The sequence below is a fragment of the Kitasatospora sp. NPDC092948 genome (assembly GCF_044754805.1).
Classification (GTDB): domain Bacteria; phylum Actinomycetota; class Actinomycetes; order Streptomycetales; family Streptomycetaceae; genus Kitasatospora.
Genome location: NZ_JBIVPU010000019.1, coordinates 69,113 through 91,088, shown reverse-complemented (window position 1 = coordinate 91,088; position 21,976 = coordinate 69,113). Strand labels below are relative to the sequence as shown.

Annotated in this window: 15 protein-coding genes and 2 riboswitches; of the genes, 8 read left to right on the top strand and 7 right to left on the bottom strand. The window is 71.6% G+C overall.

All coding sequences use genetic code 11. The annotated features are described in order from the left end of the window. Positions 1-128: 128 nt before the first annotated feature. Together ACIQF6_RS33450 and ACIQF6_RS33445 are read left to right on the top strand one after the other, a co-directional pair. A complete protein-coding gene (locus ACIQF6_RS33450; RefSeq protein ID WP_400901897.1) occupies positions 129-2,012 on the top strand; it encodes a M1 family aminopeptidase in 1,884 nt (627 codons plus the stop codon). 430 nt (positions 2,013-2,442) lie between these two features. Beyond that, positions 2,443-3,570 (top strand): serine hydrolase domain-containing protein, encoded by a 1,128-nt coding sequence (locus ACIQF6_RS33445; RefSeq protein ID WP_400901960.1) that lies wholly within the window; start codon positions 2,443-2,445, stop codon positions 3,568-3,570. On the opposite strand, the gene ACIQF6_RS33440 is transcribed toward ACIQF6_RS33445, so the two are convergent. The 3 genes from ACIQF6_RS33440 to ACIQF6_RS33430 form a co-directional block, all read right to left on the bottom strand. Continuing rightward, complete coding sequence (locus ACIQF6_RS33440) at positions 3,552-3,857, bottom strand: DUF2087 domain-containing protein (protein WP_400901895.1); 306 nt, start codon at positions 3,855-3,857, stop codon at positions 3,552-3,554. The genes ACIQF6_RS33445 and ACIQF6_RS33440 overlap by 19 nt on opposite strands. 166 nt (positions 3,858-4,023) lie before the next feature. Continuing rightward, positions 4,024-5,400 carry an NRAMP family divalent metal transporter gene (locus ACIQF6_RS33435; RefSeq protein WP_400901894.1) on the bottom strand — a complete coding sequence of 459 codons (1,377 nt, stop codon included), beginning with the start codon at positions 5,398-5,400 and terminating at the stop codon, positions 4,024-4,026. Continuing rightward, positions 5,397-6,764, bottom strand: coding sequence for a magnesium transporter MgtE N-terminal domain-containing protein (locus ACIQF6_RS33430; protein WP_400901892.1), 1,368 nt, complete (start codon positions 6,762-6,764; stop codon positions 5,397-5,399). Before ACIQF6_RS33430 ends, ACIQF6_RS33435 begins: the two co-directional genes overlap by 4 nt. 588 nt (positions 6,765-7,352) lie before the next feature. Further along, positions 7,353-7,524, bottom strand: a riboswitch (M-box (ykoK) riboswitch). Between the two features lie 251 nt (positions 7,525-7,775). Between ACIQF6_RS33430 and ACIQF6_RS33425 the strand changes: the two genes are divergently transcribed. Next, complete coding sequence (locus tag ACIQF6_RS33425) at positions 7,776-9,119, top strand: acyltransferase (RefSeq protein ID WP_400901890.1); 1,344 nt, start codon at positions 7,776-7,778, stop codon at positions 9,117-9,119. Between the two features lie 7 nt (positions 9,120-9,126). Here the strand turns inward: ACIQF6_RS33425 and ACIQF6_RS33420 are convergent, their stop codons facing one another. Then, the gene (locus ACIQF6_RS33420; protein WP_400901888.1) at positions 9,127-10,011 is read right to left on the bottom strand and encodes a GNAT family N-acetyltransferase; all 885 of its coding nucleotides are present in this window, start codon (positions 10,009-10,011) and stop codon (positions 9,127-9,129) included. Positions 10,012-10,387: 376 nt separating this feature from the next. On the opposite strand from ACIQF6_RS33420, the gene ACIQF6_RS33415 reads away from it, so the two are divergent. The 3 genes from ACIQF6_RS33415 to ACIQF6_RS33405 all read left to right on the top strand — a co-directional run bounded on the left by ACIQF6_RS33415 (position 10,388) and on the right by ACIQF6_RS33405 (position 14,026). Further along, positions 10,388-11,761 (top strand): glutamine synthetase family protein, encoded by a 1,374-nt coding sequence (locus tag ACIQF6_RS33415; RefSeq protein WP_400901886.1) that lies wholly within the window; start codon positions 10,388-10,390, stop codon positions 11,759-11,761. A gap of 115 nt (positions 11,762-11,876) precedes the next feature. Continuing rightward, the gene (locus tag ACIQF6_RS33410) at positions 11,877-13,253 is read left to right on the top strand and encodes an aldehyde dehydrogenase family protein (protein WP_400901884.1); all 1,377 of its coding nucleotides are present in this window, start codon (positions 11,877-11,879) and stop codon (positions 13,251-13,253) included. After that, positions 13,250-14,026, top strand: a complete 777-nt coding sequence (locus ACIQF6_RS33405) for a 3-oxoacyl-ACP reductase (protein ID WP_400901882.1) — start codon at positions 13,250-13,252, stop codon at positions 14,024-14,026. Before ACIQF6_RS33410 ends, ACIQF6_RS33405 begins: the two co-directional genes overlap by 4 nt. A gap of 100 nt (positions 14,027-14,126) precedes the next feature. Here the strand turns inward: ACIQF6_RS33405 and ACIQF6_RS33400 are convergent, their stop codons facing one another. Together ACIQF6_RS33400 and ACIQF6_RS33395 are read right to left on the bottom strand one after the other, a co-directional pair. After that, complete coding sequence (locus ACIQF6_RS33400) at positions 14,127-14,519, bottom strand: hypothetical protein (RefSeq protein ID WP_400901880.1); 393 nt, start codon at positions 14,517-14,519, stop codon at positions 14,127-14,129. Between the two features lie 218 nt (positions 14,520-14,737). After that, the gene (locus ACIQF6_RS33395; RefSeq protein WP_400901878.1) at positions 14,738-17,833 is read right to left on the bottom strand and encodes a SpoIIE family protein phosphatase; all 3,096 of its coding nucleotides are present in this window, start codon (positions 17,831-17,833) and stop codon (positions 14,738-14,740) included. A 135-nt stretch (positions 17,834-17,968) separates the two neighbouring features. On the opposite strand from ACIQF6_RS33395, the gene ACIQF6_RS33390 reads away from it, so the two are divergent. Both ACIQF6_RS33390 and ACIQF6_RS33385 read left to right on the top strand, forming a co-directional pair. Continuing rightward, positions 17,969-18,916, top strand: a complete 948-nt coding sequence (locus ACIQF6_RS33390; RefSeq protein ID WP_400901876.1) for a pseudouridine synthase — start codon at positions 17,969-17,971, stop codon at positions 18,914-18,916. A 138-nt stretch (positions 18,917-19,054) separates the two neighbouring features. Beyond that, positions 19,055-19,981, top strand: coding sequence for a diiron oxygenase (locus ACIQF6_RS33385; protein WP_400901874.1), 927 nt, complete (start codon positions 19,055-19,057; stop codon positions 19,979-19,981). A gap of 211 nt (positions 19,982-20,192) precedes the next feature. Here the strand turns inward: ACIQF6_RS33385 and ACIQF6_RS33380 are convergent, their stop codons facing one another. Continuing rightward, positions 20,193-21,392, bottom strand: coding sequence for a transglycosylase family protein (locus ACIQF6_RS33380; RefSeq protein ID WP_400901872.1), 1,200 nt, complete (start codon positions 21,390-21,392; stop codon positions 20,193-20,195). A 3-nt stretch (positions 21,393-21,395) separates the two neighbouring features. Beyond that, a riboswitch (cyclic di-AMP (ydaO/yuaA leader) is annotated at positions 21,396-21,564 on the bottom strand. Positions 21,565-21,976 lie beyond the last annotated feature (412 nt).

The window sequence follows — 21,976 nt, the reverse complement described above, 5'->3', positions numbered from 1 at the left end:
CTGGGAAGTTGATGACCCAGTGGATGTCGTAACGATAGGTGGCATGCACCTATCAATTCTGGGAGTTTGCTGGCAATCTGCCCCTCGGCCGGGGCCCCCACAGACCCCGGCAACCGAGAGGAGCACCGATGAGCGACAGACTCCGCGCCCTCGCCACCCGGGCCGCCGCGCTGCTGAGCACCACCGTGCTCGTTGCCGTCGGCACCGCGACCCTGGCTGCCCCCACCGCTCAGGCCGCCCAGGGCAACACTGCTACGGCAGCCGCGAGTTGCACGGCGACCCAGGTGATGGCGAACGGCGGATTCGAGTCCGGCACCACGCCGTGGACTTCGTCCAGTGGCGTGGTCACCAGTGGGGGGAGCCAGAACGCCCACGGCGGTACGTACTTCGCCTGGCTGAACGGCTACGGGTCGGCCCACACCGACACGCTTGCGCAGACCGTCACCCTGCCCGCGGGCTGCACCACCGCCAGCCTCAGCTTCTGGCTGCACGTGGACACCGCCGAGACCACCAAGACCACGGCGTACGACAAACTCACCGCCAAGATCGGCACCACCACTCTCGCCACGTACTCCAACCTGGATGCGGCGGCCGGCTATGTGAAGAAGACGTTCGATGTGTCCGCCTACGCCGGGCAGACCGTCAGCGTCTCGTTCAGCGGCGTTGAGGATTCCGCCCTGCAGACCAGCTTCGTGCTGGACGATGTGGCGCTCGACGTCTCCGGCGGCGGCACCACCCCGCCGCCGACCACCGATGCCACCCGCACCCCGGCACCCAGCGGATACACCGTCAACCTGACCAGCGACGCCAGTGGCGCCAACTGGTCCGGTCACCAGAGCATCGGCTTCACCAACCCCTCGGCAACCCCGCTGACCGAGGTGTACCTGAGGCTGTGGGACAACTACCACGGCAGTTGCCCCACGACGCCGATCACCGTCAGCAACCTGACCGGCGGCACCGCCGCAGCGCTCACCGTCGGCTGTACCGCGCTCAAGGTCACCCTGCCCGCGCCGCTCGCGCAGGGTGCCGGCGGCAGCGTCGGATTCGACCTGTCCATCGCCGTCCCCTCCGGCGCGGACCGGTTCGGACGCGACGGCGCATTCAACTTCATCGGCAACGCGCTGCCCGTGCTCGCCGTCCGTGACGCGGCCGGTTGGCACCTCGACCCGTACACCAACAACGGCGAGTCGTTCTACACGCTGGCGTCCGACTACACGGTCACCCTCGACCACCCGAGCAGCCTGCTCGTGCCTGCGACCGGCACCTCGGTGGACACCCCCGGCAGCAGCGGACGGACCATCACCACTGCCACCGCCAAGAGCGTCCGTGAATTCGCCTGGGCGGCCGGTCCGTTCAGCAGGATCTCCGGCACCTCGCCGGCCGGCGTCGCCGTCAATGTGTATTCCGTCAGCGGCATCAGCTCCTCCAGCGCGCAGTCCATGCTGACCACCGCCAAGTCCGCTGTCGACTCGCACGCCGCCCGCTTCGGCGCCTACCCCTACGGTGAGCTCGACGCGGTGATCGACAACAACTTCTGGTTCGGCGGCATGGAATACCCCGGTTTCGTGCTCGACCTGGTCTCGACCACCGCCCTCACCCACGAGATCGGCCACCAGTGGTGGTACGGCATCGTCGGCGACGACGAATACAACAGCCCCTGGCTGGACGAGGCGTTCACCGACTACGCCACCGACCTCGCCCTCGGCAGCACCGGCACCAACTGCTGGAACAGCGTCTCCTGGGCCTCCTCCGCCGAGAAGATCACCAACTCGATGGCCTATTGGGACGCCAACTCCTCCCGCTACTCCACGGTCGTCTACAACTACGGCAAGTGCGCCCTGCACGACCTGCGCCGCACCATCGGTGACACCGCGATGACCACGCTGCTGCACGACTACGCGGCAGCACACTGGTACGGAGTGTCCACCACCGCCGAGTTCAAGGCCGCCGCGCAGGCCGCGACGACCGTGGATCTGACGTCGTTCTGGACCCAGCACCGCATCGAGGGCTGAGCGCCCCAGTCCGTCTCTCTCACCCACCGGCCCGGCTCGGACCTTCATGGTTCGGGTCGGGCCGGTGTGCGGGTGCGCCCGGCGTGCAGTCGGGCCGGGATCGGCATCCGGGCCCTCGGAGCAGCCGTTGAGCGGCACCGGCATCATCAGGACGAGTCGGGACATCACTGCCTCCCGGGGCATATGGGATCAACGTGGCGTGCGCCAACGTACCCGGGTAATCGGGCGGCCTAACGGGGAGCGGCGCTCGGGAGAGCGGAAATCTCCTGTCGGTTGACATCGGGTCAACCGATCGGCTGATGGTCCATCAACTGAACGGCCGGGAAGGGACAGCCGATTGTCTCGAGAGGGCTTCGGAGCGGCCGGGCACACTCCAGATATCGCGGAACATTGGGTGCGAACTTCGCGCTGGAGTCGAAAGGGGATCAACATGCGTGAACTGCAGAGCATGCTGGAGCGCCGGGTCGCGGACGGCACGGTGCCGGGGGCAGTGGCCCTGGTGGCCCATGGCGGAAGGTCGGAGGTTGCGGCGGCCGGTGATCTGACCAGGGAGTCCCTGGTGCGGATCGCATCGGTCGGGAAGCCGATGACGGCCGCCGCGGTGCTGCAGCTGATCGACGACGGTGCGTTCGGCCTGGACGACCCCGTCGAGCACTGGCTGCCGGAGCTCGCCGATCGGCAGGTGGTGCGGACACCGCGGTCCCCGGTCACCGACATCGTGCCGGCGGAGCGACCTGTCACGGTGCGGGATCTCCTCGAGTCCCGGGCGGGGTACGGCTTTTCTGCGGACTTCGCGCTGCCGGCGCTGGCCCCCTTGGCCGACGAGTTGCTCCAGGGGCCGCCCCAGCCCCAGAAGGTGATGCCACCGGACGAGTGGCTGGCGACGCTCGCCCGCATCCCGATGCTCCACCAGCCGGGCGCGGCGTGGTTGTACAACATCTGCTCGGACATTCAGGGTGTGCTGGTGTCCCGGGCGACCGGGCAGCCGCTCGAGGAGGTGTTGGCCGAGCGGTTGTTCGAGCCGTTGGGGATGAGTGACACGGGCTTCTCCGCACCGCCGGGCGAGGCCGGCCGGCTCACTCCGCTGTACCGGCGGGGCCAGGACGGGGCGCTGACCGTGACGGATCCGCCGGAAGGCCAGTGGAGCAGCCTGCCGGCGTTTCCTTCGGGGGCCGGTGGCCTGGTGTCGAGCCTGGACGACGTGTTCGCGTTCCAGCGGATGCTGGTGTCCGGTGGCCGGGCCGACGACGGGCGGCACGTTCTGACCGAGAGCGCCGTCTGGCAGATGACGACCAACTACCTGACGCGGCAACAGCGTGCGGACAGCGAACTGTTCCTGGAAGGCCAGGGTTGGGGCTACGGCGGATCGGTGGACGTGGAACGGCGCGAGTCGTGGAACGTGCCCGGCCGGTACGGCTGGGTGGGCGGTACCGGAACGGCGGCCCACCTGGTCCCGACGACGGGCCTGATGACGATCCTGCTCACCCAGCAGGAGATGGCCAACCCCTCCTCGCCGCCGCTGATGCGGGAGTTCTGGCGCTATGCGGCAGGCGGCTGACTCTCCGGAGCAGCGGAAGCCGAGGCCCGCCGGTAGCTGGACCCGTCGCGGGTGCGGGTCAGCAACCGGGCCTCGATCAGATAGCGACGAAGCATGGAGGTGTCGGCGTGGACGGTGAGGAGCGCCTCATTGACCTCGCGCTCGCTGTACGAGCGGTCGGGCTCGAACAGAGACTGGGCGAGGTGGTCGAGCAGGGCGGTGCGACGGGCCGGTTTGCGCGGGATCGACGTCAGACGGCCCTCGGTGAAGAAGGCGGCAAGGGTAATCGGCGTTTCGTTGGTGGACATGAGCACGCAGCCTTGCAGGGCAGTTGCTGGACGGACAACCGGATTTCGCTGCGGGACGCCGGCCACGGGCCGGCGTCCCCGGCGGAGGAGGACACGCATGCGTAGGAAGAACGAATGGCGGGCGCTGCTGCGGAGACTGCTGCTGCGGTGCGGCCGGAGCGCGGGATCAGGCCAGGCCGAACCAGCCGAGGACGGTCTGCACCAGCAGCACGGTGGACATCAGGGCGACCCCGGCCACCACAGTGGTCGCGGCGATCCGGTACCGCCGGCTGTTCGCGGCGTCGCCGAGCAGCGAGCGGCGGTTGGTGAGTACCAGCAGGTACACCAGCACGATCGGGCTGATCAGTCCCTGGAGTACCTGAGTGCCGATCAGCAACTGGATGACGTCCACGGGCGTCAGGGCCATGACCGCACCGAGGGCGATCTGCGCAGTGAAGAGACCGAGGAACAGCGGTGCGTCGCGGAACCGTCGGGAGACCGAGCGTTCCACCCCGGCGGCCTCACCGATCGCGTAGCTGGCGGACAGCGGAACCACCGCGCCTGCCAGGGCAGAAGCGCCCAGCAATCCGAAGGCGAACAGCAGTTCGGCGCCGGGCCCGGCCACCGGCTCCAGAGCACGGGCCGCCTCGGCCGCGGACTGCAACGGACCGGTGCCGCCGATCGCCGACGCGGTGGCCACGATGATGGTCAGGCTGATGACGCAGGCGAACACCGCTCCGAGCACGGCATCGGCCCTGATCAGCTTGTAGTCCTCGGGCTTCGCTCCCCGGTCCACCACCCCCGCGGCGGCGTAGAACTGCATGTAGGGGCTGACGGTGGTTCCGATCAGAGCCACCGCGAGGAGGATGAAGTCGCTGGACGGTTCGACGTGCGGCACGACCAGGTTCTTGCCGACCGCGCCCCAGTGCGGGTGGCCGAGGATCATCGCGATCGGGTACGCGAAGAACGCCAACGACATCACCAGGAAGATCCGCTCGGCCCACCGGTAGGAACCGAACAGCACCAGTGCCCACAGCAGCACGGCGGCCGGCGGGATGACCACCCACTTCGGCACGCCGAGCAGATCGAAGGCCGCGCCGATTCCGGCGAACTCGCTGACCACCAGGCCGGTGTTCGCCAGCAGCAGGCAGCCGACCGCCACCGCGGTCAGCCGGAGACTGAACTGCTCGCGGATCAGGGCACCGAGGCCCTTGCCGGTGTACGCCCCGAGCCGGACAGCCATCTCCTGAACCATCACCAGGGCGATGGTGACCAGCACCATGAAGAACAGCGTGCCGTACGTGTACTGGGATCCGGCCGAGGCGTAGGTGGCGATGCCGGCGGCGTCGTTGCCCGCGTTGGCCGCGACCAGGCCCGGCCCGGCGATCATCGCCAGAGCGGCGATCCGGCGCAGCCCGCGCCGACGTCCCGGCGGTGCCGGAGCGGCGGGCGGCCCGGAGGGCACGACGGGGACGCCGAGCTCGACCGATGCGGTGACGGTCGGGGCCGGACCGGCCTGCGGAGCGGCCGGTCCGGGGGCGGCGGGGTCGACGTGGGCGTTCACTGGCGGAACCTCCGGAAGTGCAGGCGCCCGCGTTCGGGCAGCAGGGCGTCGAGGATGTCGTCGGCGAGGATGCGGCCCAGGGGCCTTCCGTCCTCACCGACCACCACGAGGGAGGACTTGCGAGCCGCCATCAGCTGGTCGGCGGCCTCGGCGAGCCGGGTGTCCGGGGTGAGCGTCACCGGCGGGCCGAACTGGGCCAGCCAGTCCGTCAGATCGGCGATCCGGGTGGAGTCCTCGGCCACCGCGAGCTCGAACAGCGGGATGTCGGCGACCAGTCGCCCGTGGGTGTCGAGCACCACCACGGCGTCGATCTCGGCGCGGTGGTCGGTCTGGGCGGCCAGGTCGGCCCTGACCTCGGAGACGGTCTGTTCGAGTCGGACGGTGACCAGACGGGTCGTCATGGCCCCACCGGCCGTGCCCTCCCGGTGGGAGAGCAGGCTGCGGAGCTCGGCGGCCTCCCCGCTGGGCATACGCTCCAGCAGCGTCTCCCGCTCGCTGGGCGCCAGGTCGCGCAGGGCATCTGCGGCTTCGTCGGGCTCCATCGCATCGATCAGGCGTGCGGCGTCCTCCGGGCGGGCCTCCCGCAGCAGGTTCTCGAGTTCGGCGGGCACCATCTCCTCCAGGGCGTCCGCGGCGTGCTCCGGCTCCAACCAGTCCAGGAGCTGCTGGCGTTCGCTGCGGCCGAGGTCCTCCAGGATGTCGGCCAGATCGGCCGGGCGGAGTCGGTGCAGCGCGGACCGCGAGTCGCGCAGGCGGACTTCCGTCGGGCCGTCGGTGGCCTCCTCGCCGAACGGGGCGACGGACTGCCAGTCGAGGACCCGCTCCGGGGTCGGGCGAACCTGCCAACGGCGCGGGCCGAGGCGGCGCAGCAACGTCGGCAGTGAGACGTCCACTCCGACCAGGACCACTCGACCCACCAACGGGGCCAGGTACAGATCGGCAGCCCTGGTCACCTGGACGCCGTCCACATCGACGAGTTGATGGTCCAACACATCGCGGGCCAACAGCACCTCGCCGGGGCGGCGCTGGAAGTCCCGCAGGTCGACCCGGGAGGCGCACAGGCTGACCTGTCCGGCCGAGAGTCGTCCGATGGCATCGGCCGGCAGGAAGGCCCGGCGGCGTCCGATCCGCAGAATCAGGCCCGTCATCGGCGGATACGGGTCCGGCCCGTACAGCCGGGCGACCACGTCGGCGAGCCGGCCGATCTCGGCACCGGCCTGGTTGGTGACGGGTGCTCCGATCAGCCCCGCCAACGAGACAAGGGAGGAACGGACCGCACGGCCGGCGATGGTGCGGTGGCCCAGGTTGATACGACGATCGCGAAACCTGGAGGTGGTCGAGTGGAAAAGTGTGTTGGTGGCCATGGCGAACACCCCTCTGCCCCGGAGAGACGGGACGGACGGGCGGTTCTGGACAGTTCCTTCTGAGCTCCGGTCGGCTTCCGTGACCGGCCCGCTCCGTGGCCCCGACCGGTTCGGTGAGTCGCGCTGCGGCGGGCCGGCCCGGTCCAGGCTGCGCCGGCCCGGCGGCAACGGTCCGGGCGGGCGCGGACGTTCCGATCCGGGCGGCCCCGCCCCAGGCGCTCCACCGGGGCCCGGCGCGACGGGCTGCCGATCGCCCCGTGGCACGGCGGAGCGAAGGCGCGGCGGAACGCCTTGGTGCGGTCGGACCGGATCGGAGCAGGGCTCGGTCAGGCGCAGGTGTCAGCCCGGTCGTGCCGCAGGAAAGGGCAGCCGGGTCGGCCGCGGGCCGGGCACCCGACCGCGCTCGGCCGAGCAGAATCACGGAGTCAGTGAAGGAGGAACTGCCTCGAACCGCAGAACAACGGCGAGGACGAATCGGGAAGGGGCTGATCGTGCCCCGGACTACTGCAGTCCATCTCGCCTCCTCCCGGTTTTGGCCGACGAGTTCCACTCGCGGGCACGCGGCAGGCGACCGAGCCATGACGGCCCGGCACACCCCAACTCGTCAGAGCTTTGGCACTCCACGGCGTGTCCCCGCGCAGGGGAAGCCACTTGGGGTCACCCCTTGGGCCGGGGAGACCTGTCCTGATCCGGAGCGTCTCTCGACGGGTGGGATCAGTGGCCTGTGTCCGTGAAGACGCCTCACCGAACGAGGTGTCCTTACGCGACCAGGATAGGGCCCCCGGAACCCCCGCTACCGCACCTTTGACCAGGGTTTGACTCCAACCTGGCCGGACCCTGGCCGAAGGACCGGCACAGCGCCCAAAGGGCGAAGGGGGAAGCAACGGCACCTGGTGGGGGCGGTGGAGGCGGCCGGGCCGGTGGGGCTTGTGGCCGAACCGCAATCCGCCGGACGGTCAGGCGCGAAGGGAGACCGGAGATGATGACCGACACGGGGAGAGGGGGATCGACGTGAAGGGAACGTCGGCACGCAACGGGTATGTCGACCTGCTGCGCGCAGCGGCGATCGTGCTGGTGGTGGTCGGACACTGGTTGATCACCGCACTGGAACGGAAGCCCGACGGGTCGCTGGCAGCGCCCGAGTTGATGGTCACCGTGCCGTGGACCCAGTGGCTGACGCTGCTCTTCCAGATCATGCCGGTGTTCTTCCTGGCCGGCGGCTACGCGGCGGCCGGGTCCTGGGGCGCCTGGCACGCCGAGGGCGGTACCGCGGCCGGTTGGATCCGCGGGCGGGCCCTGAGGCTGCTGCTGCCCACCGGCGCCTACGTGGTGCCGGCGCTGGGTGGTCTGCTGACAGCGGCAGCCTTCGGAGCCGACCCGTCGCTGCTGGCAATGATCGGCTGGGCGCTGGCCATGCAGTTCTGGTTCCTGCCGGTCTACTTGACGATCAGTGCGCTGACGCCGTGGCTGTACGCGGCGCACCGGCGGTGGGGTCTTCGCCTCGCGGCGGCGACGGCCGTTGCGGCCGTCGGTGTCGACCTGATGGTGCTCGGTGCCGACGGGGACCGGGCAGGGCAGCTCGGCCGGCTGAACTACCTGCTGGTGTGGGCGGTGGCGTACCAACTCGGCTTCGCCTGGAAGGACGGCGGTCCGACAACTCGGCCGTGGTTCGGGGCCGTTCTGGCACTGGGCGGCGCGGCGGGCTACGCGGCGCTGGTGGGGTTGGGGCCTTTCCCCGTCAGCCTGGTGCTGGTCAGCGGCGAGGAGGTGTCCAACACCGATCCGCCCTCGGTGGCGATGCTGGCGTGGCTGCTCGCCCAGTGCGGGCTGTGCCTGCTGCTTGCTCCGTTCGCGGAGCGGGCGCTGCGGTCGGCGCGCCGAATGCGCCTCGTCGGATCGCTCGGCCGGGTCAGCATGACGCTCTACCTGTGGCACATGGTGCCGGTCCTTGCCGCCGGCGCCGTGTTCTACCTGACCGACCTGGCTCCCGAGCCGGAGGTGGGATCGGGAGCCTGGTGGGCCTGGCGACCCGCCTGGATCCTGGTGCTGGCCGCGCTGTTCTGCCTCCTGCTGGTGGCCCTGCGGCCCGTGGACGGCCTGCTGATACGCCTGGCCCGGCGGGCCCGACCAGGAGCTGAACTCAACGGGGTCTGGCGGTCCCTGTGCCTGGTCGCCGGCCTGGCCGACGCGGTCTGGGCGCTGACGCAGTGGGCCGTGCAGGGCCTTGCCCGGGAGGGATCGCCGGACTGGCCGACGGTACTCGCGTTCGCCGTCGGCGCAGCCCTGGTCGTCTCCGCCGCCACCCGGTGGGCAGCGGCGGAGCGGCCGGAGGCGGAGGTGCGGCAGGCAGGCTGACCGGACATCAGGACGGAAGCGGGAGGCGGAACTCGGCGGAGCGGTACGTGGTGCGGTAGCCGAGGGCCCGGTTCACGGTGATCATGCCGGTGTTGTTGTGTGCGGTGTCGGTGAGGAGACCCGTGATCGCGGGCTGTTCGGTGCGAGCCCACCGGACGGCCTCGGCCTTCATGACCCGGGCGAGGCCCCGGCGGCGGTGGGCGGGCAGGACACCGGTGCCGTAGTGCTGGGCGTCGCCCGACCGGTCCGCCGGAAGGACGAGCTCGGTGAAGCCGACGATGGTGCCGGTGGACTCCTCCACCGCCGCCACGGTGTGCAGGAGTTCACCCCGGTCGGCAACGGCCTTCGCCGCGGCGAGGACCCGGGCCTCGTCCCAGGCGACCAGGCCGAAGTCGGTGTCACCCATCGGCATGTCGTCCATGGCGGTGCGTGAAACGGTGAAGGTGGCCAGCCACTCGGCCGGGCAGCTTCCGAGCCACGAGACCAGCCGATAGCCGGGGTGCAGCGGCGCTTCGTCGAGGGCCGGCGGGGCGGCGGGAACGGTCAGGTCGAGTCGGGCGTACACGAGGACCAGCGCCCGTTCGAAACCCCGCGCGGTGAGGAAGGCGTCGCCGGGGGAGCCCTCGACCGCCGGGGAGAGCAGCCCCCGGCGGCCGTCCTCCCCGGCTGCCGCAGCGGCGGCGGACAGCAGCGCCGAGCCGACGCCGCGTCGCCGTTCGGCGGGATGGACGTTCAGCGTCAGGGAGGACAGATGGGCCTGGCCGGGTGAGGTGAACAGCCCGAGAACGGCGGTTCCGAGCGGAGTGCCGTCAGGGTCGGACGCCAGCCAGGTGAGTCGGCGGGTGAGGGGCGGCGGGGCGGAATCGGTGAGGGCGGTCAGACGGAATGTCACGGGTGGTGAACTCCAGGAGGGAGGCGGCAGGGCGAAGAACGTGCACGCCGCACCGAAGCAGGCGGCCCCGGTCGGCGCAAGCGATTTCGGTCCGCTGTCGGGAGCCGACCAACGACGGTGGGCGGCCGAAGCGAGGCTCTTGGTGCGGAGACGTCGTCGAGGTGATCAGGAGGTGGGGGAGGGATGAGCAGGTTGGTGATGACTCGTCATATTGCTTGTACAGATGATGTTCTGACGATGAATCAGTTTCGACCGACACGCGCGCGGCCACTGGTGCGGGCAGGTCCGGGGCGGGATCATCGTCGCTGTGGTGGTCGGCGTCCCGGCATCCGCACGGGGTGCCGGGACGCGCACGGGCGGCGGAGCTGGAGGGCGGATGACCGACGCGCGACTCACGGTGGAGCGCCTGCGCAGCCTGGTGGCCGAAGGCGCCGTGGAGACCGTGGTGCTGGCCGTCACCGACATGCAGGGGCGACTGCAGGGCAAACGGCTGGCGGCGGAGTACTTCCTGAACGAGGTGCTGGCCGGCGGCGCCGAGGGCTGCGGCTACCTGCTGGCGGTGGACGTCGAGATGAACACCGTCGACGGCTACACGGTCTCCTCCTGGGAGACCGGCTACGGCGACCTGGTGTTCCAGCCCGACCTGTCGACGCTGCGGATGGTGCCGTGGCATCCCGCCACCGCGATGGTGCAGTGCGACCTCGCCCACCAGGACGGCAGCCCGGTCGCAGTGTCGCCGCGTCAGGTGCTGCGCCGCCAGCTGGAGCGGCTCGCCGGCTACGGCTGGCAGGCATACGTGGGCACCGAGCTGGAGTTCATGGTGTTCCGCGACAGCTACGAGCAGGCCTGGGAGAAGCGCTACCAGGACCTCACGCCGGTCAACCAGTACAACGTCGACTACTCGATCCTCGGCACCGGGCGGATCGAGCCGCTGCTGCGCAGGATCCGCACCGAAATGGCGGGCGCCGGGCTGGTGGTGGAGTCGGCGAAGGGCGAGTGCAACCTCGGTCAGCACGAGATCGCCTTCCGCTACACGGACGCGCTGACCTGCTGCGACGACCACGCCGTGTACAAGACCGGAGCGAAGGAGATCGCCGCGCAGGAAGGCGTCAGCCTCACCTTCATGGCCAAGTACGACCAGCGGGAGGGCAATTCCTGCCACATCCACCTGAGCCTGCGTGATCAGCAGGGCCGCCCGGTGTTCCCCGGGAGCGGCGCGGGGGAGGCGCAGCCCAGCGGACTCTCCCGGACGATGGAGCACTTCCTGGCCGGGCAGCTCGCCTGCCTCGGCGAGTTCGCGCTGCTGCTCGCCCCGACCGTCAACTCCTACAAGCGTTACGTGGCGGGCAGCTTCGCCCCGACCGCGATCGCCTGGGGCCGCGACAACCGGACGTGCGCGCTGCGGGTGGTCGGGCACGGCAACTCGCTGCGGTTCGAGAACCGGGTGCCCGGCGGGGACGTCAACCCGTACCTTGCCGTGGCCGCCCTGATCGCCGCCGGGCTGCACGGGGTGGAGCACCAACTGCCGCTGGAGGCGGAGTTCACCGGCAACGCCTACGCCTCCGACGCCCCGAGAGTGCCCGCGACGCTGCGCGAGGCGATCGAGCTGTTCGACCGCAGCGAGGCCGCGACCGTGGCGTTCGGCAAGGAGACGGTCCGGCACTACGCCCACGCGGGACGGGTGGAAGTCGCCGCCTCCGACGCCGCAGTGACCGACTGGGAGCGCCGTCGCGGCTTCGAACGGCTGTAGGCGCAGGCATGAGGCCCGTCGTGCAGGCACCACCGCCGGACACCGCAGCCCGAACACCGCGGGGCGCGCCGCCCGTCGGCGCCGCAGCGCGGACACCACAGCAGAGGAGAGCGCCGTGACCGACCAGCCCGACCCGTACCAGGTGGTCAACCCCGCCACCGAGGAGGTCATCGCCACCGTCGAGCTGGCCGGTATCGAGGCCACCGACGCCGCAGTCGCCCGAGCCAAGGCCGCGTACGAGAGATGGCGGGCCGTCAGCCCGGGCGACCGGGCCCGGCTGCTGCGCCGGTTCGCCGCCGAGGTGGACGCCGACCGCGACCACCTGGCGGAGCTGGAGGTGGCGAACGCGGGCCACACCATCGGCAACGCCCGGTGGGAGGCAGGGAACGCGCGCGACGTCATCGAGTACTACGCCGGCGCGCCCGAGCGGCTGTTCGGCCGTCAGATCCCGGTCGCCGGTGGCCTCGACGTCACCTTCCACGAACCGCTCGGCGTGATCGGCGTGATCGTCCCGTGGAACTTCCCGCTGCCGATCGCCGCCTGGGCCCTCGCACCCGCCCTCGCCGCCGGGAACACGGTGATCGTCAAACCTGCCGAACTCACCCCGCTGACCGCGCTGCGCCTCGGTGAACTCGCCCTGCGCGCGGGGCTCCCGGAAGGCGTGCTGCAGGTCCTGCCCGGCCGCGGCCCCGTCGTGGGGCAGCGCTTCGTCACCCACCGGGACGTCCGCAAGGTGGTGTTCACCGGCTCCACCGCCGTCGGCAGGTTCGTGATGGCCGGCTGCGCGGCCCAGGTCAAACCCGTGACGCTGGAACTCGGCGGCAAGAGCGCCAACATCGTCTTCGCCGACGCCGACCTGGACAAGGCCGCCGCCACCGCCCCGTACGCGGTGTTCGACAACGCCGGACAGGACTGCTGCGCCCGTTCCCGGATCCTGGTCGAAGCGAGCGTGTACGAGGCGTTCATGGCCAGGCTGGAGAGCGCGGTCCGGGCCGTGCGGGTCGGCGACCCGGGCGACGAGAAGACCGAGATGGGGCCGCTGATCTCGGCCGCGCACCGGCAGCGGGTCGCCTCGTACGTCAACGGCGACACCGAGGTGGCGTTCCGCGGCAGCGCCCCCGAGGGGCCCGGGTTCTGGTACCCGCCGACGGTGCTGGCGCCGATCGAGCCCGAACACCGGGCGTTCACCGAGGAGGTGTTCGGGCCGGTGGTCGCGGTGGTGCCGTTCCGCGGCGAGAGCGACGCGGTACGGATCGCCAACGCCACCGACTACGGCCTGTCCGGTTCGATCTGGACCCGCGACGTGGGCCGGGCGCTGCGCGTCGCCCGCGCCGTCGAGGCGGGCAACCTGTCGGTCAACTCGCACTCCTCGGTGCGCTACTGGACACCGTTCGGCGGCTTCAAACAGTCCGGCCTGGGCCGCGAACTCGGCCCCGACGCCCTGCACGCCTTCACCGAGACCAAGAACGTCTTCATCGCGACGGAGGAATGAACCCCATGACCAAGCGACTCGACGGCCGGGTGGCCGTTGTCACCGGCGCGGGCAGCGGCATCGGCCTGGCCACCGTGCGCCGGTTCGCCGCCGAAGGAGCGAAGGTGGTGTGCGCCGACATCGACGAGGAGACCGGCGCGAAGGCCGCCAACGAGGTCGGCGGCCTGTTCGTGCGCACCGACGTCAGCGAGGAGGAGCAGGTCCGGGTGCTGTTCGACACCGCCGTCGAGCACTACGGCAGCCTCGACGTGGCCTTCAACAACGCCGGCATCTCGCCGCCGGACGACGACTCGATCCTGGTCACCGGGCTGGAGGCGTGGAAGCGCGTCCAGGACGTCAACCTGACGTCCGTCTACCTGTGCTGCAAGTACGCGATCGGGCACATGCGCCGCCAGGGCAAGGGCTCGATCATCAACACCGCGTCCTTCGTGGCGGTGATGGGCGCCGCGACCTCGCAGATCTCCTACAGCGCCTCCAAGGGCGGTGTGCTGTCCATGAGTCGCGAGCTGGGGGTCGAGTTCGCCCGCGAGGGGATCCGGGTCAACGCCCTGTGTCCCGGGCCGGTCAACACCCCGCTGCTGCGGGAGCTGTTCGCCAAGGACCCGGAGCGGGCCGCCCGCCGACTGGTGCACATCCCGCTCGGCCGGTTCGCCGAGCCCGAGGAGATCGCCGCCGCCGTCGCCTTCCTGGCCAGCGACGATTCCTCCTTCATGACCGCCAACACCTTCCTGGTGGACGGCGGTATCTCCGGCGCCTACGTCACCCCGATGTAGCCGTCGGAGCGCTCGACGGGACGGCCGGGCGGGCCGCGAGGACACCGCCCGGCCGTTCAGGCCCCGACAGCCCATGGCTGGCGGGGAGTCACCGGCATGATCACTCCGCGGAGACGGCGTCCCCGTCGACGGCGATCGCGCTGCCGTCGTAGGCGAGGGCGCTGCCCCCGACGGCCGCCGCGTCGCCGCCCAGCGCCTCGGCGTCGCCGTCGACGGCCAGCGCGTCGCCTTCCTCGGCCCAGGCGTCGCCGTCGACGGCCGCTGCGTCACCGCCCAGCGCGCCCGCGTCGCCGCCGACGGCCGCCGCGCTGCCGTTCTGGGCCCACGCGTCGCCGTCGACCGCCGCCGCGTCACCGTCCTGCGCCACCGCTTCGCCGCCGACGGCGATCGCCCCCTGCGGGTGGTCGTGCGCGGACGCGGTGCCCGCCGCGCCGAACAGGGCGAGCCCGGTGAGGAAGGTGGCGGTGGTGAACTTGGCAATGCTGGAACGCATCGATTCCTCCATGGTTGATGCCGAACGCGACCGATCGCGACCGATCCTGGAGGAGGGCCGACCCGCGGCGCCCGTCTCCCGCCGTGTCATCACCCGACCGGGGCAACACGACTGCCGTGACGGGTGATTGAGGTACCGCCGGATGCCGTACGCGGTCACCGATTCGTGGATTCGCCCGGTTGGAACGGGAGTTGAGGCAGGTCGGTACGACGATCGGATCAGTGGGCCGGGAGTTCCATCTCGAACCAGACCACCTTGCCGTCCCGGGTCGCCCGGCTGCCCCAGCGGTGCGCCAACTCGTTGATCAGCTGCATGCCCCGCCCGCCCTCGTCGTGCGGACCCGACGGCCGCAACCGCGGCTCCCGACTGTCAGCGTCCGACACCTCCACCGTCAACAGCGTCCCCCGGAACAGCCGCAGTTGCAGGGGCGAGCCGGCATGCATCAGGGCGTTGGTCAGCAGCTCCCCGGTCAACAGCACCACCGGCTCCACCAGCGACGTCAGGCCCCAGCCCGTCAGCGTCCGCCGAGTGAACTCCCGGGCGTGCCGCAGCAACGCCGGGTCGCCGGACAACGGCAGCGTCGCCAGCCGGTCCTCGCCGACCGGGCCCGCATACGCCATGATCACCGCCACGTCGTCCTGCCCCATCGTCGCCCCGAACGCGTCCAGCACCACGTCGCAGCCCCGCTCCAGCGTGCCCTGGCGGTGCGTCACCGTCTCGCGCAGCAACTCCAGGCCCTCGTCCAGGTCCTGGCCGCGCCGCTCCACCAGCCCGTCCGTGTAGAGCACCAGCAGCCCGTCCTCGCGCAACGGGAACCGGATCGACTCGAACGGCACCCCGCCCACGCCCAACGGCGCCCCCGGCGGCGGCTGGATGAGCCGCGCCTGCCCGTCGTGCTCGGACACCACCGGCGGCAGATGCCCGGCCGAGGCGAGGACGCACTCCTCGTCCACCGGGTCGAACACCGCGCACACGCAGGTCGCGAACTGGCCCTCGCCGAGCTGCGCCGTCGCATCGTCCAGCCGGCGCAGCACCCGCGCCGGATCGAGGTCCAGCGTGACCAGGGTGCGCGCCACCGTGCGCAGCTGGCCCATGGTCGCGGCCGCCCGGATGCCGTGGCCCATCACGTCGCCGACGATCAGCGCCACCCGGCCACCGGTCAGCGGCACCACGTCGAACCAGTCGCCGCCGATCTCGTCGCCCACCGTCGAAGGCAGATAGCGGTGCGCGATCTCCAATCCCGGCGTGCGGTGCACGTCCTGCGGCAGCAGGCTGCGCTGCAAGGTCAGCGCGGTGTCCCGCTCACGCCGGTACAGCCGGGCGTTGTCGATGCACACCGCCGCCCGCGCCGCCAACTCCTCGCCGAGCGCCAGGTCCGCCGCCGTGAACGCCTCCGGATTGGCCATCCGCGCGAACTCCACCCCGCCCAGCACCTGCCCGCGCGCCAGCAACGGCACCATCAGGTACGAGTGCAGGCCGGCCTCCAGACTGGGCTTGACCCGTTCCGGATAGGTGACGATCCGGTGCAGCGCGGACTCGTCCACGTGCGGCACCAGCACCGACCGGCCGGTGCGCATCGCCTGCGCGTACAGGTGCGCGGAACGCGAGGACCCGCCGACCTCGTCCGCCGCGCCCACCAGCTTGGCGTCCTCGCCGTCACCGGTGCGCTCGCCGACCGCCACCGCCCGCAGCAGCACCGAACCCGACTCGGGCACCGGCTCCGGCTCCTCGTCCGCCATCACCGCCTCGCGGATGTCGACCGTGACGAAGTCCGCGAACCGGGGGATCACCACGTCCACCAGCTCCTGCGCGGTCAGCTGCAGGTCGAGCGTGGTGCCGATCCGGGTGGACGCCTCGTTCAGCAGAGTCAGCCGCTGCTGGGCGGTCTCGGCGGCCTCCAGCGCGCGCTGACGCTGCTCGGCGGCGTCCCGCTCCCGGGTGTAGAGCAGCGCGTTGTCGATCGACACCGCGGCCCGTCCCGACAGCTCGGCCGCCAGCGCCACGTCCGCGTCGTCGTACCGGGCGTCGGTGCACGAGCGCAGGAACGTCGCCGTGCCGATCGCCGAACCCCGGGCGATCAGCGGTACCACCATGAACGACCGCACCCCCTGTTCGCGGATCGCGGCAGTGCGCACCGGATCGTCGGCGAACCACTTCATGGCCGGGGCGCCGGCGTCCGGCACCAGCACCGACCGACCGTGCGCCAGCGCCCACGCGAACGGGCTGCTCGGCTGGTAGCGCTGCACCGCACCGACCGGGCCGATCGACCACATCCCGCTGCCCGGAACGGTGTGGAACGCCAGCCGGCGCAGCACCGCGGAACCGTCCGAACGGTCCGGCAGGGTGACGGCCTCGCCGCGCACCATGGACTCCAGCACCTCGACGACCACGGTGTCGGCCAGCCGCGGCGCCGCCGTCTCGGCCAACTCCCGGGCGGTGGTGGCCAGGTCCAGCGTGGTGCCGATCCGGGCGGACGCGTCGTTCAGCAGCGCCAGCCGCTGCCGGGCGGCCGCGGCGGCGGTCTCCGCCTCGAACCGGTCGGTGATGTCCACCACCGTCACGCAGACCCCGAGCACCTTGCCGTCCGGCTGGTCCAGCCGGAAACACGCCACCGACCAGGCGTGCTCGCGCTCCGGGTCGGCCGGCGTCCACCCGCGCGTGCGGGCGTCCAGCACCGACTCGCCGGTGGCCAGCACCCGGGCCATCATCGCCTCGACCTGCTCCCCGTCGATGCCCGGCAGCACCTCGGTCAGCCTCCGCCTGACGCTCTGCTGCCGCGGCACCCCGTTGAACCCGGCCAGCGCGTCGTTCAACCGGACGAACCGCAGATCGGTGTCGAACACCGCCATGCCGACGGGGGACTGGGTGAAGAAGCCGTCCAGAATGGCCAGGTCGGAGGCCAGCTTGCGCACCGAGCTGACGTCGGAGGCCACCGCCAGCACCATCGGGCCACCGTCCGGGCCGACGATGGGAAACGTCCGGAACTCGAGCCGCACCAGGTGCCCGTCCCGGTGCCGGACCGGAAAGACCCCCGAGAACGGTTTCCCGCCGAGGATTCGGGAGAACAGCTCCAGCACCTCCGGGCGCCGGTCCCTGCCCACCAGCAGATCCGCGGCGCGCGCGCCCACCGCCTCCTCGGCAGGGAAACCGAGCAGCGTCTCCGCGTCCGGACTCCAGTGCAGGATCCGGCCGTCGGCCGCGATCAGTGCGGTCGCCACCGGAATGGCCAGCAGGCCGTCCGGCAGCTGTGCACCACCCTCCGCGAACGGGGAGGTGGGGCGGGTTCGGTGATTGCCCTGCTTGTCGGTGTCCATCTGGCCACCTGCCGATCCGGGGGCGGGTACCGCCATGCCATCGTCGCACGCCGGGCCGCCCGCGCCCAGACGTGTCTGCGACCGCTATCGTGGACCGGATGTGCACCCGTCGGACCGACCCCCAGGTGGCGCCCGGTGGCGCGTAGGCCCCCCGCCCCCGTGAGCCCGCTGCCGCAGCGCGACGGCATCGACCCCGTCCACGTACGCCTCCCGCTCGACGGCACCTGGCCGACCGTGCGGGCCTACCTGGAGGAGCGGTACGGCACCGCCGCCGGGCCGGGACGGATCGCGGCGATGCTCGCCGCCGGCGAGTTCGTCGGCCCCGACGGACCGGTCGCCCCCGACGAGCCCTACCGGCCCGGCAGCCACGTGTGGTTCCACCGCGAACCCGGGCCGCCCGAGCCCGTGGTGCCGTTCCCGGTCGAGGTGCTGTACCGCGACGAGCGGATCGTGGTCGCCGACAAACCGCACTTCCTGGCCACCACACCGCGCGGCAGCCACGCCACCGAGACCGCGCTCGCCCGGCTGCGCCGCGACCTCGGCCTGCCCCGGCTCAGCCCCGCACACCGCCTGGACCGGCTCACCGCGGGCGTGGTGCTGTTCGTCGCCGACCCCGCCCGCCGGGGCGCCTACCAGGGACTGTTCGAACGCCGGGAGGCCGTCAAGACGTACGAGGCGATCGCCCCGTACGACCCCGCGGTGACCCTGCCGACCACGGTGCGCAACCGCCTGGTCAAAGACCACGGCCGGCTGGACGCCTACGAGGTTCCGGGCGAGCCCAACGCGGAGAGCCGGGTCGAACTGCTGGAGGCCCACGACGGCCTCGGCCGCTACCGACTCTCCCCGCACACCGGCCGCACCCACCAGCTGCGGGTGCACATGAACGGGCTCGGCCTGCCGATCCTCGGTGACCCGATCTACCCCGCGCTGCTGCCCGAGCAGGACCCCGAGGACTACCGGCGTCCGCTCCAACTGTTGGCGCGCTCGCTGGAGTTCACCGATCCCGTGGACGGCACACCGCGACGCTTCGTCAGCGGACGGGTGCTGGCGGCGTGGGCCGATCCGGCCGGCTGGCGAGGCTGACGGACCCTCGGACCGGCGGGCGGCGGTTCCTTGTGCGCAGTGTATTGACGGACAGTCTAATAACTTCTACCTTCGCGGCAGTGGCACCGTTCCACCCTCGTCGACCCTCGACTCCGCCCCCACCGCGAAGGAGCCGGCATGCCGCCCCAGCCCGCCGCCACCACCGGCGCTCCCGACCGCCAGCGCACCAACCCCGACCGGGAGCGCACCGCCGAACGCCTGCTCGCCTCCTCCGCGAAGCTCTCGTTCAACCCGCTCAAGGACATCGACTGGGACGCCGACCCCGTCCCCGGCGCGTACTACTGCCCGCCCCGCCACGTCTCCCTCTACGGCACCGACCTGTGGGAACGGATGACCGAGGACGAGCGCGTCGAACTCTCCAAGCACGAAGTCGCCTCGATCGCCAGCGTCGGCATCTGGTTCGAGGAGATCCTCATGCAGATGCTGCTGCGCCACGCCTTCGACCGGGACCCCACCAGCAACCACGTCCAGTACGCACTCACCGAGATCGCCGATGAATGCCGGCACTCCATCATGTTCGCCCGCATGATCGCCAAGATGGGCGTCCCCGCGTACGGCGCCGGATTCGTCGCCCACAACCTCGGCCGCCTGTTCAAGGCCATCTCCACCCACAGTCAGACCTTCGGCGGCACCATGTACGTCGAAGAGATCCTGGACGCCTTCCAGCGCGAAGCGATGAACGACGAAACCCTCCAGCCGCTCACCCGGCAGGTCTCCCGGATCCACGTCATCGAAGAGGCCCGCCACATCAGCTACGCCCGCGAAGAACTGGTCCGCAAGCGGCTCGGGCCGCTCCAGCGGCGCTGGGAGCAGCTCTTCCTCGGCGTGGTCATCTACTTCGCCACCACCGCGCTGGTCCACCCCCGGGTCTACGCCGCCGTCGGCATCGACCCGAAGGTCGGCAAGGCCGTCGCCCGGGCCAATCCCCACTGGCGCAGCACCAAGACCGAACTGGCCCAGAAGGTGATCGGCGTGCTGGACCGGGCCGGACTGGTCGGCCGCACCAACCGTTGGCTGCTGCGCGCCGCCGGGGTGGTCGGCTGAGCGGAGCCGGTGGCCCGTTGTCCACGGCCGGCTGCCGCGGCATCGACTTCAGGTCCGACGGCCCTTCCGGCGGCCGTGCCGCCGAGGTGAACTCCGCACTTCTGGGCCTCGACCGTGCGGTGCAGGCCGCCCGGCGATGCTCGGGGCGGCCTGCGTGGCGGTGCCCGGCCGGCCGCCGTCCCCAAGAGACGGCGGCTCGGACGGGCGGTCGTCAGCCCAGGTTCAGCACCTGGCCCGGCTGGATCAGGTCCGGGTTCCCGCCCACCACCTGCTGGTTGGTCTTGTAGAGCTCGGCCCAGCCGCCTTCCAGCCCCTGGGTGCGGGCGATCTTCGCCAGCGTGTCGCCCGGGCCGACGGTGTACGGCTGCGCGGCCGGAGCGCTGCTTGCCGGGGTGCCCGTGGCCGGGGTGTCGGTCGTCGCGGACGGGCTGGTGGGCGGTGTCGAGCTGTTCGGCGCCGGGGTGGTGGCAGCCGGGCTCGGGTCGGCGGCGGGACCGGTCGGACCGGTGGGCGGGGTGGAGGGTGCGACCGACTGGTTGCCCCCTCCGTTGCCGTCCTGGCTGTTGCCGTTGCCGTTGCCGTTCGCGTTCCCGTTCTCGGCGCCGTTCCCGGTTCCGTTGCCGTTCTGGTTGCCGGGGGGCGTGGTGGGGCTCGGGCTCGGAGTCGTGCCCGGGTCGGTCGGAGGTGTCGGGGCGACCGGGGAGACCGGCGCGGTCGGGGTGGCCTGGCCGTCCGGGGCGGTGGTCGGGGACGGCGCGGGCGTCGAGGGCTGAGGGTAGGTCAGCTGGATGTAGCGCTCGTACAGGCTCTGGTGGCTGGTCCAGAACCAGCCGCCGTTCTTCTGGTACCAGTAGACGTGGTACACGGGGTCGTAGCCGGGCAGTCCGGAGAACACCGGGGCGGCGTTCGGGGTGGCGACAGTACCGTCCGCGGCGGTGTTGGCCCTTGCGGCGCCTCGGGCACCGCGCAGCGCGCCGGCCTCGCTCGCCGAGTCGTTGTCGTCCACCACGCCAGGGGCGCTGACCGTGCGAAGGTCCGCCGGGTCGGCGCACGAGGCCCAGGGCTGCGGGCCCTCGGTGGCCAGGATGCGTTCGGCGACCGCGATCTGCTGGCTTCGGGTGGCATCGCTGGGCAGCGCGGCGTACTGGGTGCCGCCGTAGTCGACCCAGCGCTGGGCGGTGATCTGGAGTCCGCCGTACACGCCGTCGCCCGAGTCGAGACTCCAGTTGCCGCCGCTCTCGCACTCGGCGACCCGGTCCCAGACCGCGCTGGGTGCGGCGTGCGCACCTGTCGCGGTGAGTAGTGGCAGTGCGATGCCGGCACCGACGACGCCGGCTGCGGCGATGGCCCGCTCGGCGGCTTTCTCCGCCTGGCTCTGCCGACGGTGGCGCCCGGAACCCGTGAAGAGCATGCCTGATCCTCTCCGCACGCCTGCGAGGTGAGCTGTCGGGTTCGGACCCGGAGGGAGGCCCGGCCGCCGCATGCCGGCCGGAGCCGGTGCGGGCGACTTCACCCCTAGCCGTGGGGGCGGCGACGTACCTGGTTCCCCCGTCCCTGTCCAAGGGTTGTGGCGGTCGACCCGGTAGCGCGGCGGACAGGGTTCGGCGTTGCCGCGCGCGGGGCCCGGTGGTCCGGGCTGGGCCGAGCCTATTCACTCGAACGGAGCAATCACAAGCTCATCGCGCCGGCATCACAGCCGCGTCACGCCGACCCGAGGGGGCTCGGACACGGACCGTCCTTGCGGCGGGGGGAGAGTGCGGCGGCTGTGCGTGGGCGACCTGTTGACGGGCGGTCGAGGGCGGTCGGGCGGCGGTGTGGTGCGGCGGTGCGGTGTGGCGGTGCGGCGGTCGGGCGGCGGTGCGAGGCGGACGTCCGGCGACTGTGCGAGGTGGAGGTCGGGCGATCGGGGGAGCGGGAGGTCGGCGGCCCGGATGCGAAAGTCTGACCGATCGGTGGGATTGGGGCGCGGGCAGCGGGGAAGGTGCGCGGCCGGAT

Excerpts from the sequence above, each read along its gene's own strand:
- ACIQF6_RS33450 (WP_400901897.1), top strand. The coding sequence starts at position 129 with ATGAGCGACAGACTCCGCGCCCTCGCCACCCGGGCCGCCGCGCTGCTG.
- ACIQF6_RS33445 (WP_400901960.1), top strand. The coding sequence starts at position 2,443 with ATGCGTGAACTGCAGAGCATGCTGGAGCGCCGGGTCGCGGACGGCACG.
- ACIQF6_RS33440 (WP_400901895.1), bottom strand. The coding sequence starts at position 3,857 with ATGTCCACCAACGAAACGCCGATTACCCTTGCCGCCTTCTTCACCGAG.
- ACIQF6_RS33430 (WP_400901892.1), bottom strand. The coding sequence starts at position 6,764 with ATGGCCACCAACACACTTTTCCACTCGACCACCTCCAGGTTTCGCGAT.
- ACIQF6_RS33415 (WP_400901886.1), top strand. The coding sequence starts at position 10,388 with ATGACCGACGCGCGACTCACGGTGGAGCGCCTGCGCAGCCTGGTGGCC.
- ACIQF6_RS33405 (WP_400901882.1), top strand. The coding sequence starts at position 13,250 with ATGAACCCCATGACCAAGCGACTCGACGGCCGGGTGGCCGTTGTCACC.
- ACIQF6_RS33400 (WP_400901880.1), bottom strand. The coding sequence starts at position 14,519 with ATGCGTTCCAGCATTGCCAAGTTCACCACCGCCACCTTCCTCACCGGG.
- ACIQF6_RS33395 (WP_400901878.1), bottom strand. The coding sequence starts at position 17,833 with ATGGACACCGACAAGCAGGGCAATCACCGAACCCGCCCCACCTCCCCG.
- ACIQF6_RS33385 (WP_400901874.1), top strand. The coding sequence starts at position 19,055 with ATGCCGCCCCAGCCCGCCGCCACCACCGGCGCTCCCGACCGCCAGCGC.
- ACIQF6_RS33380 (WP_400901872.1), bottom strand. The coding sequence starts at position 21,392 with ATGCTCTTCACGGGTTCCGGGCGCCACCGTCGGCAGAGCCAGGCGGAG.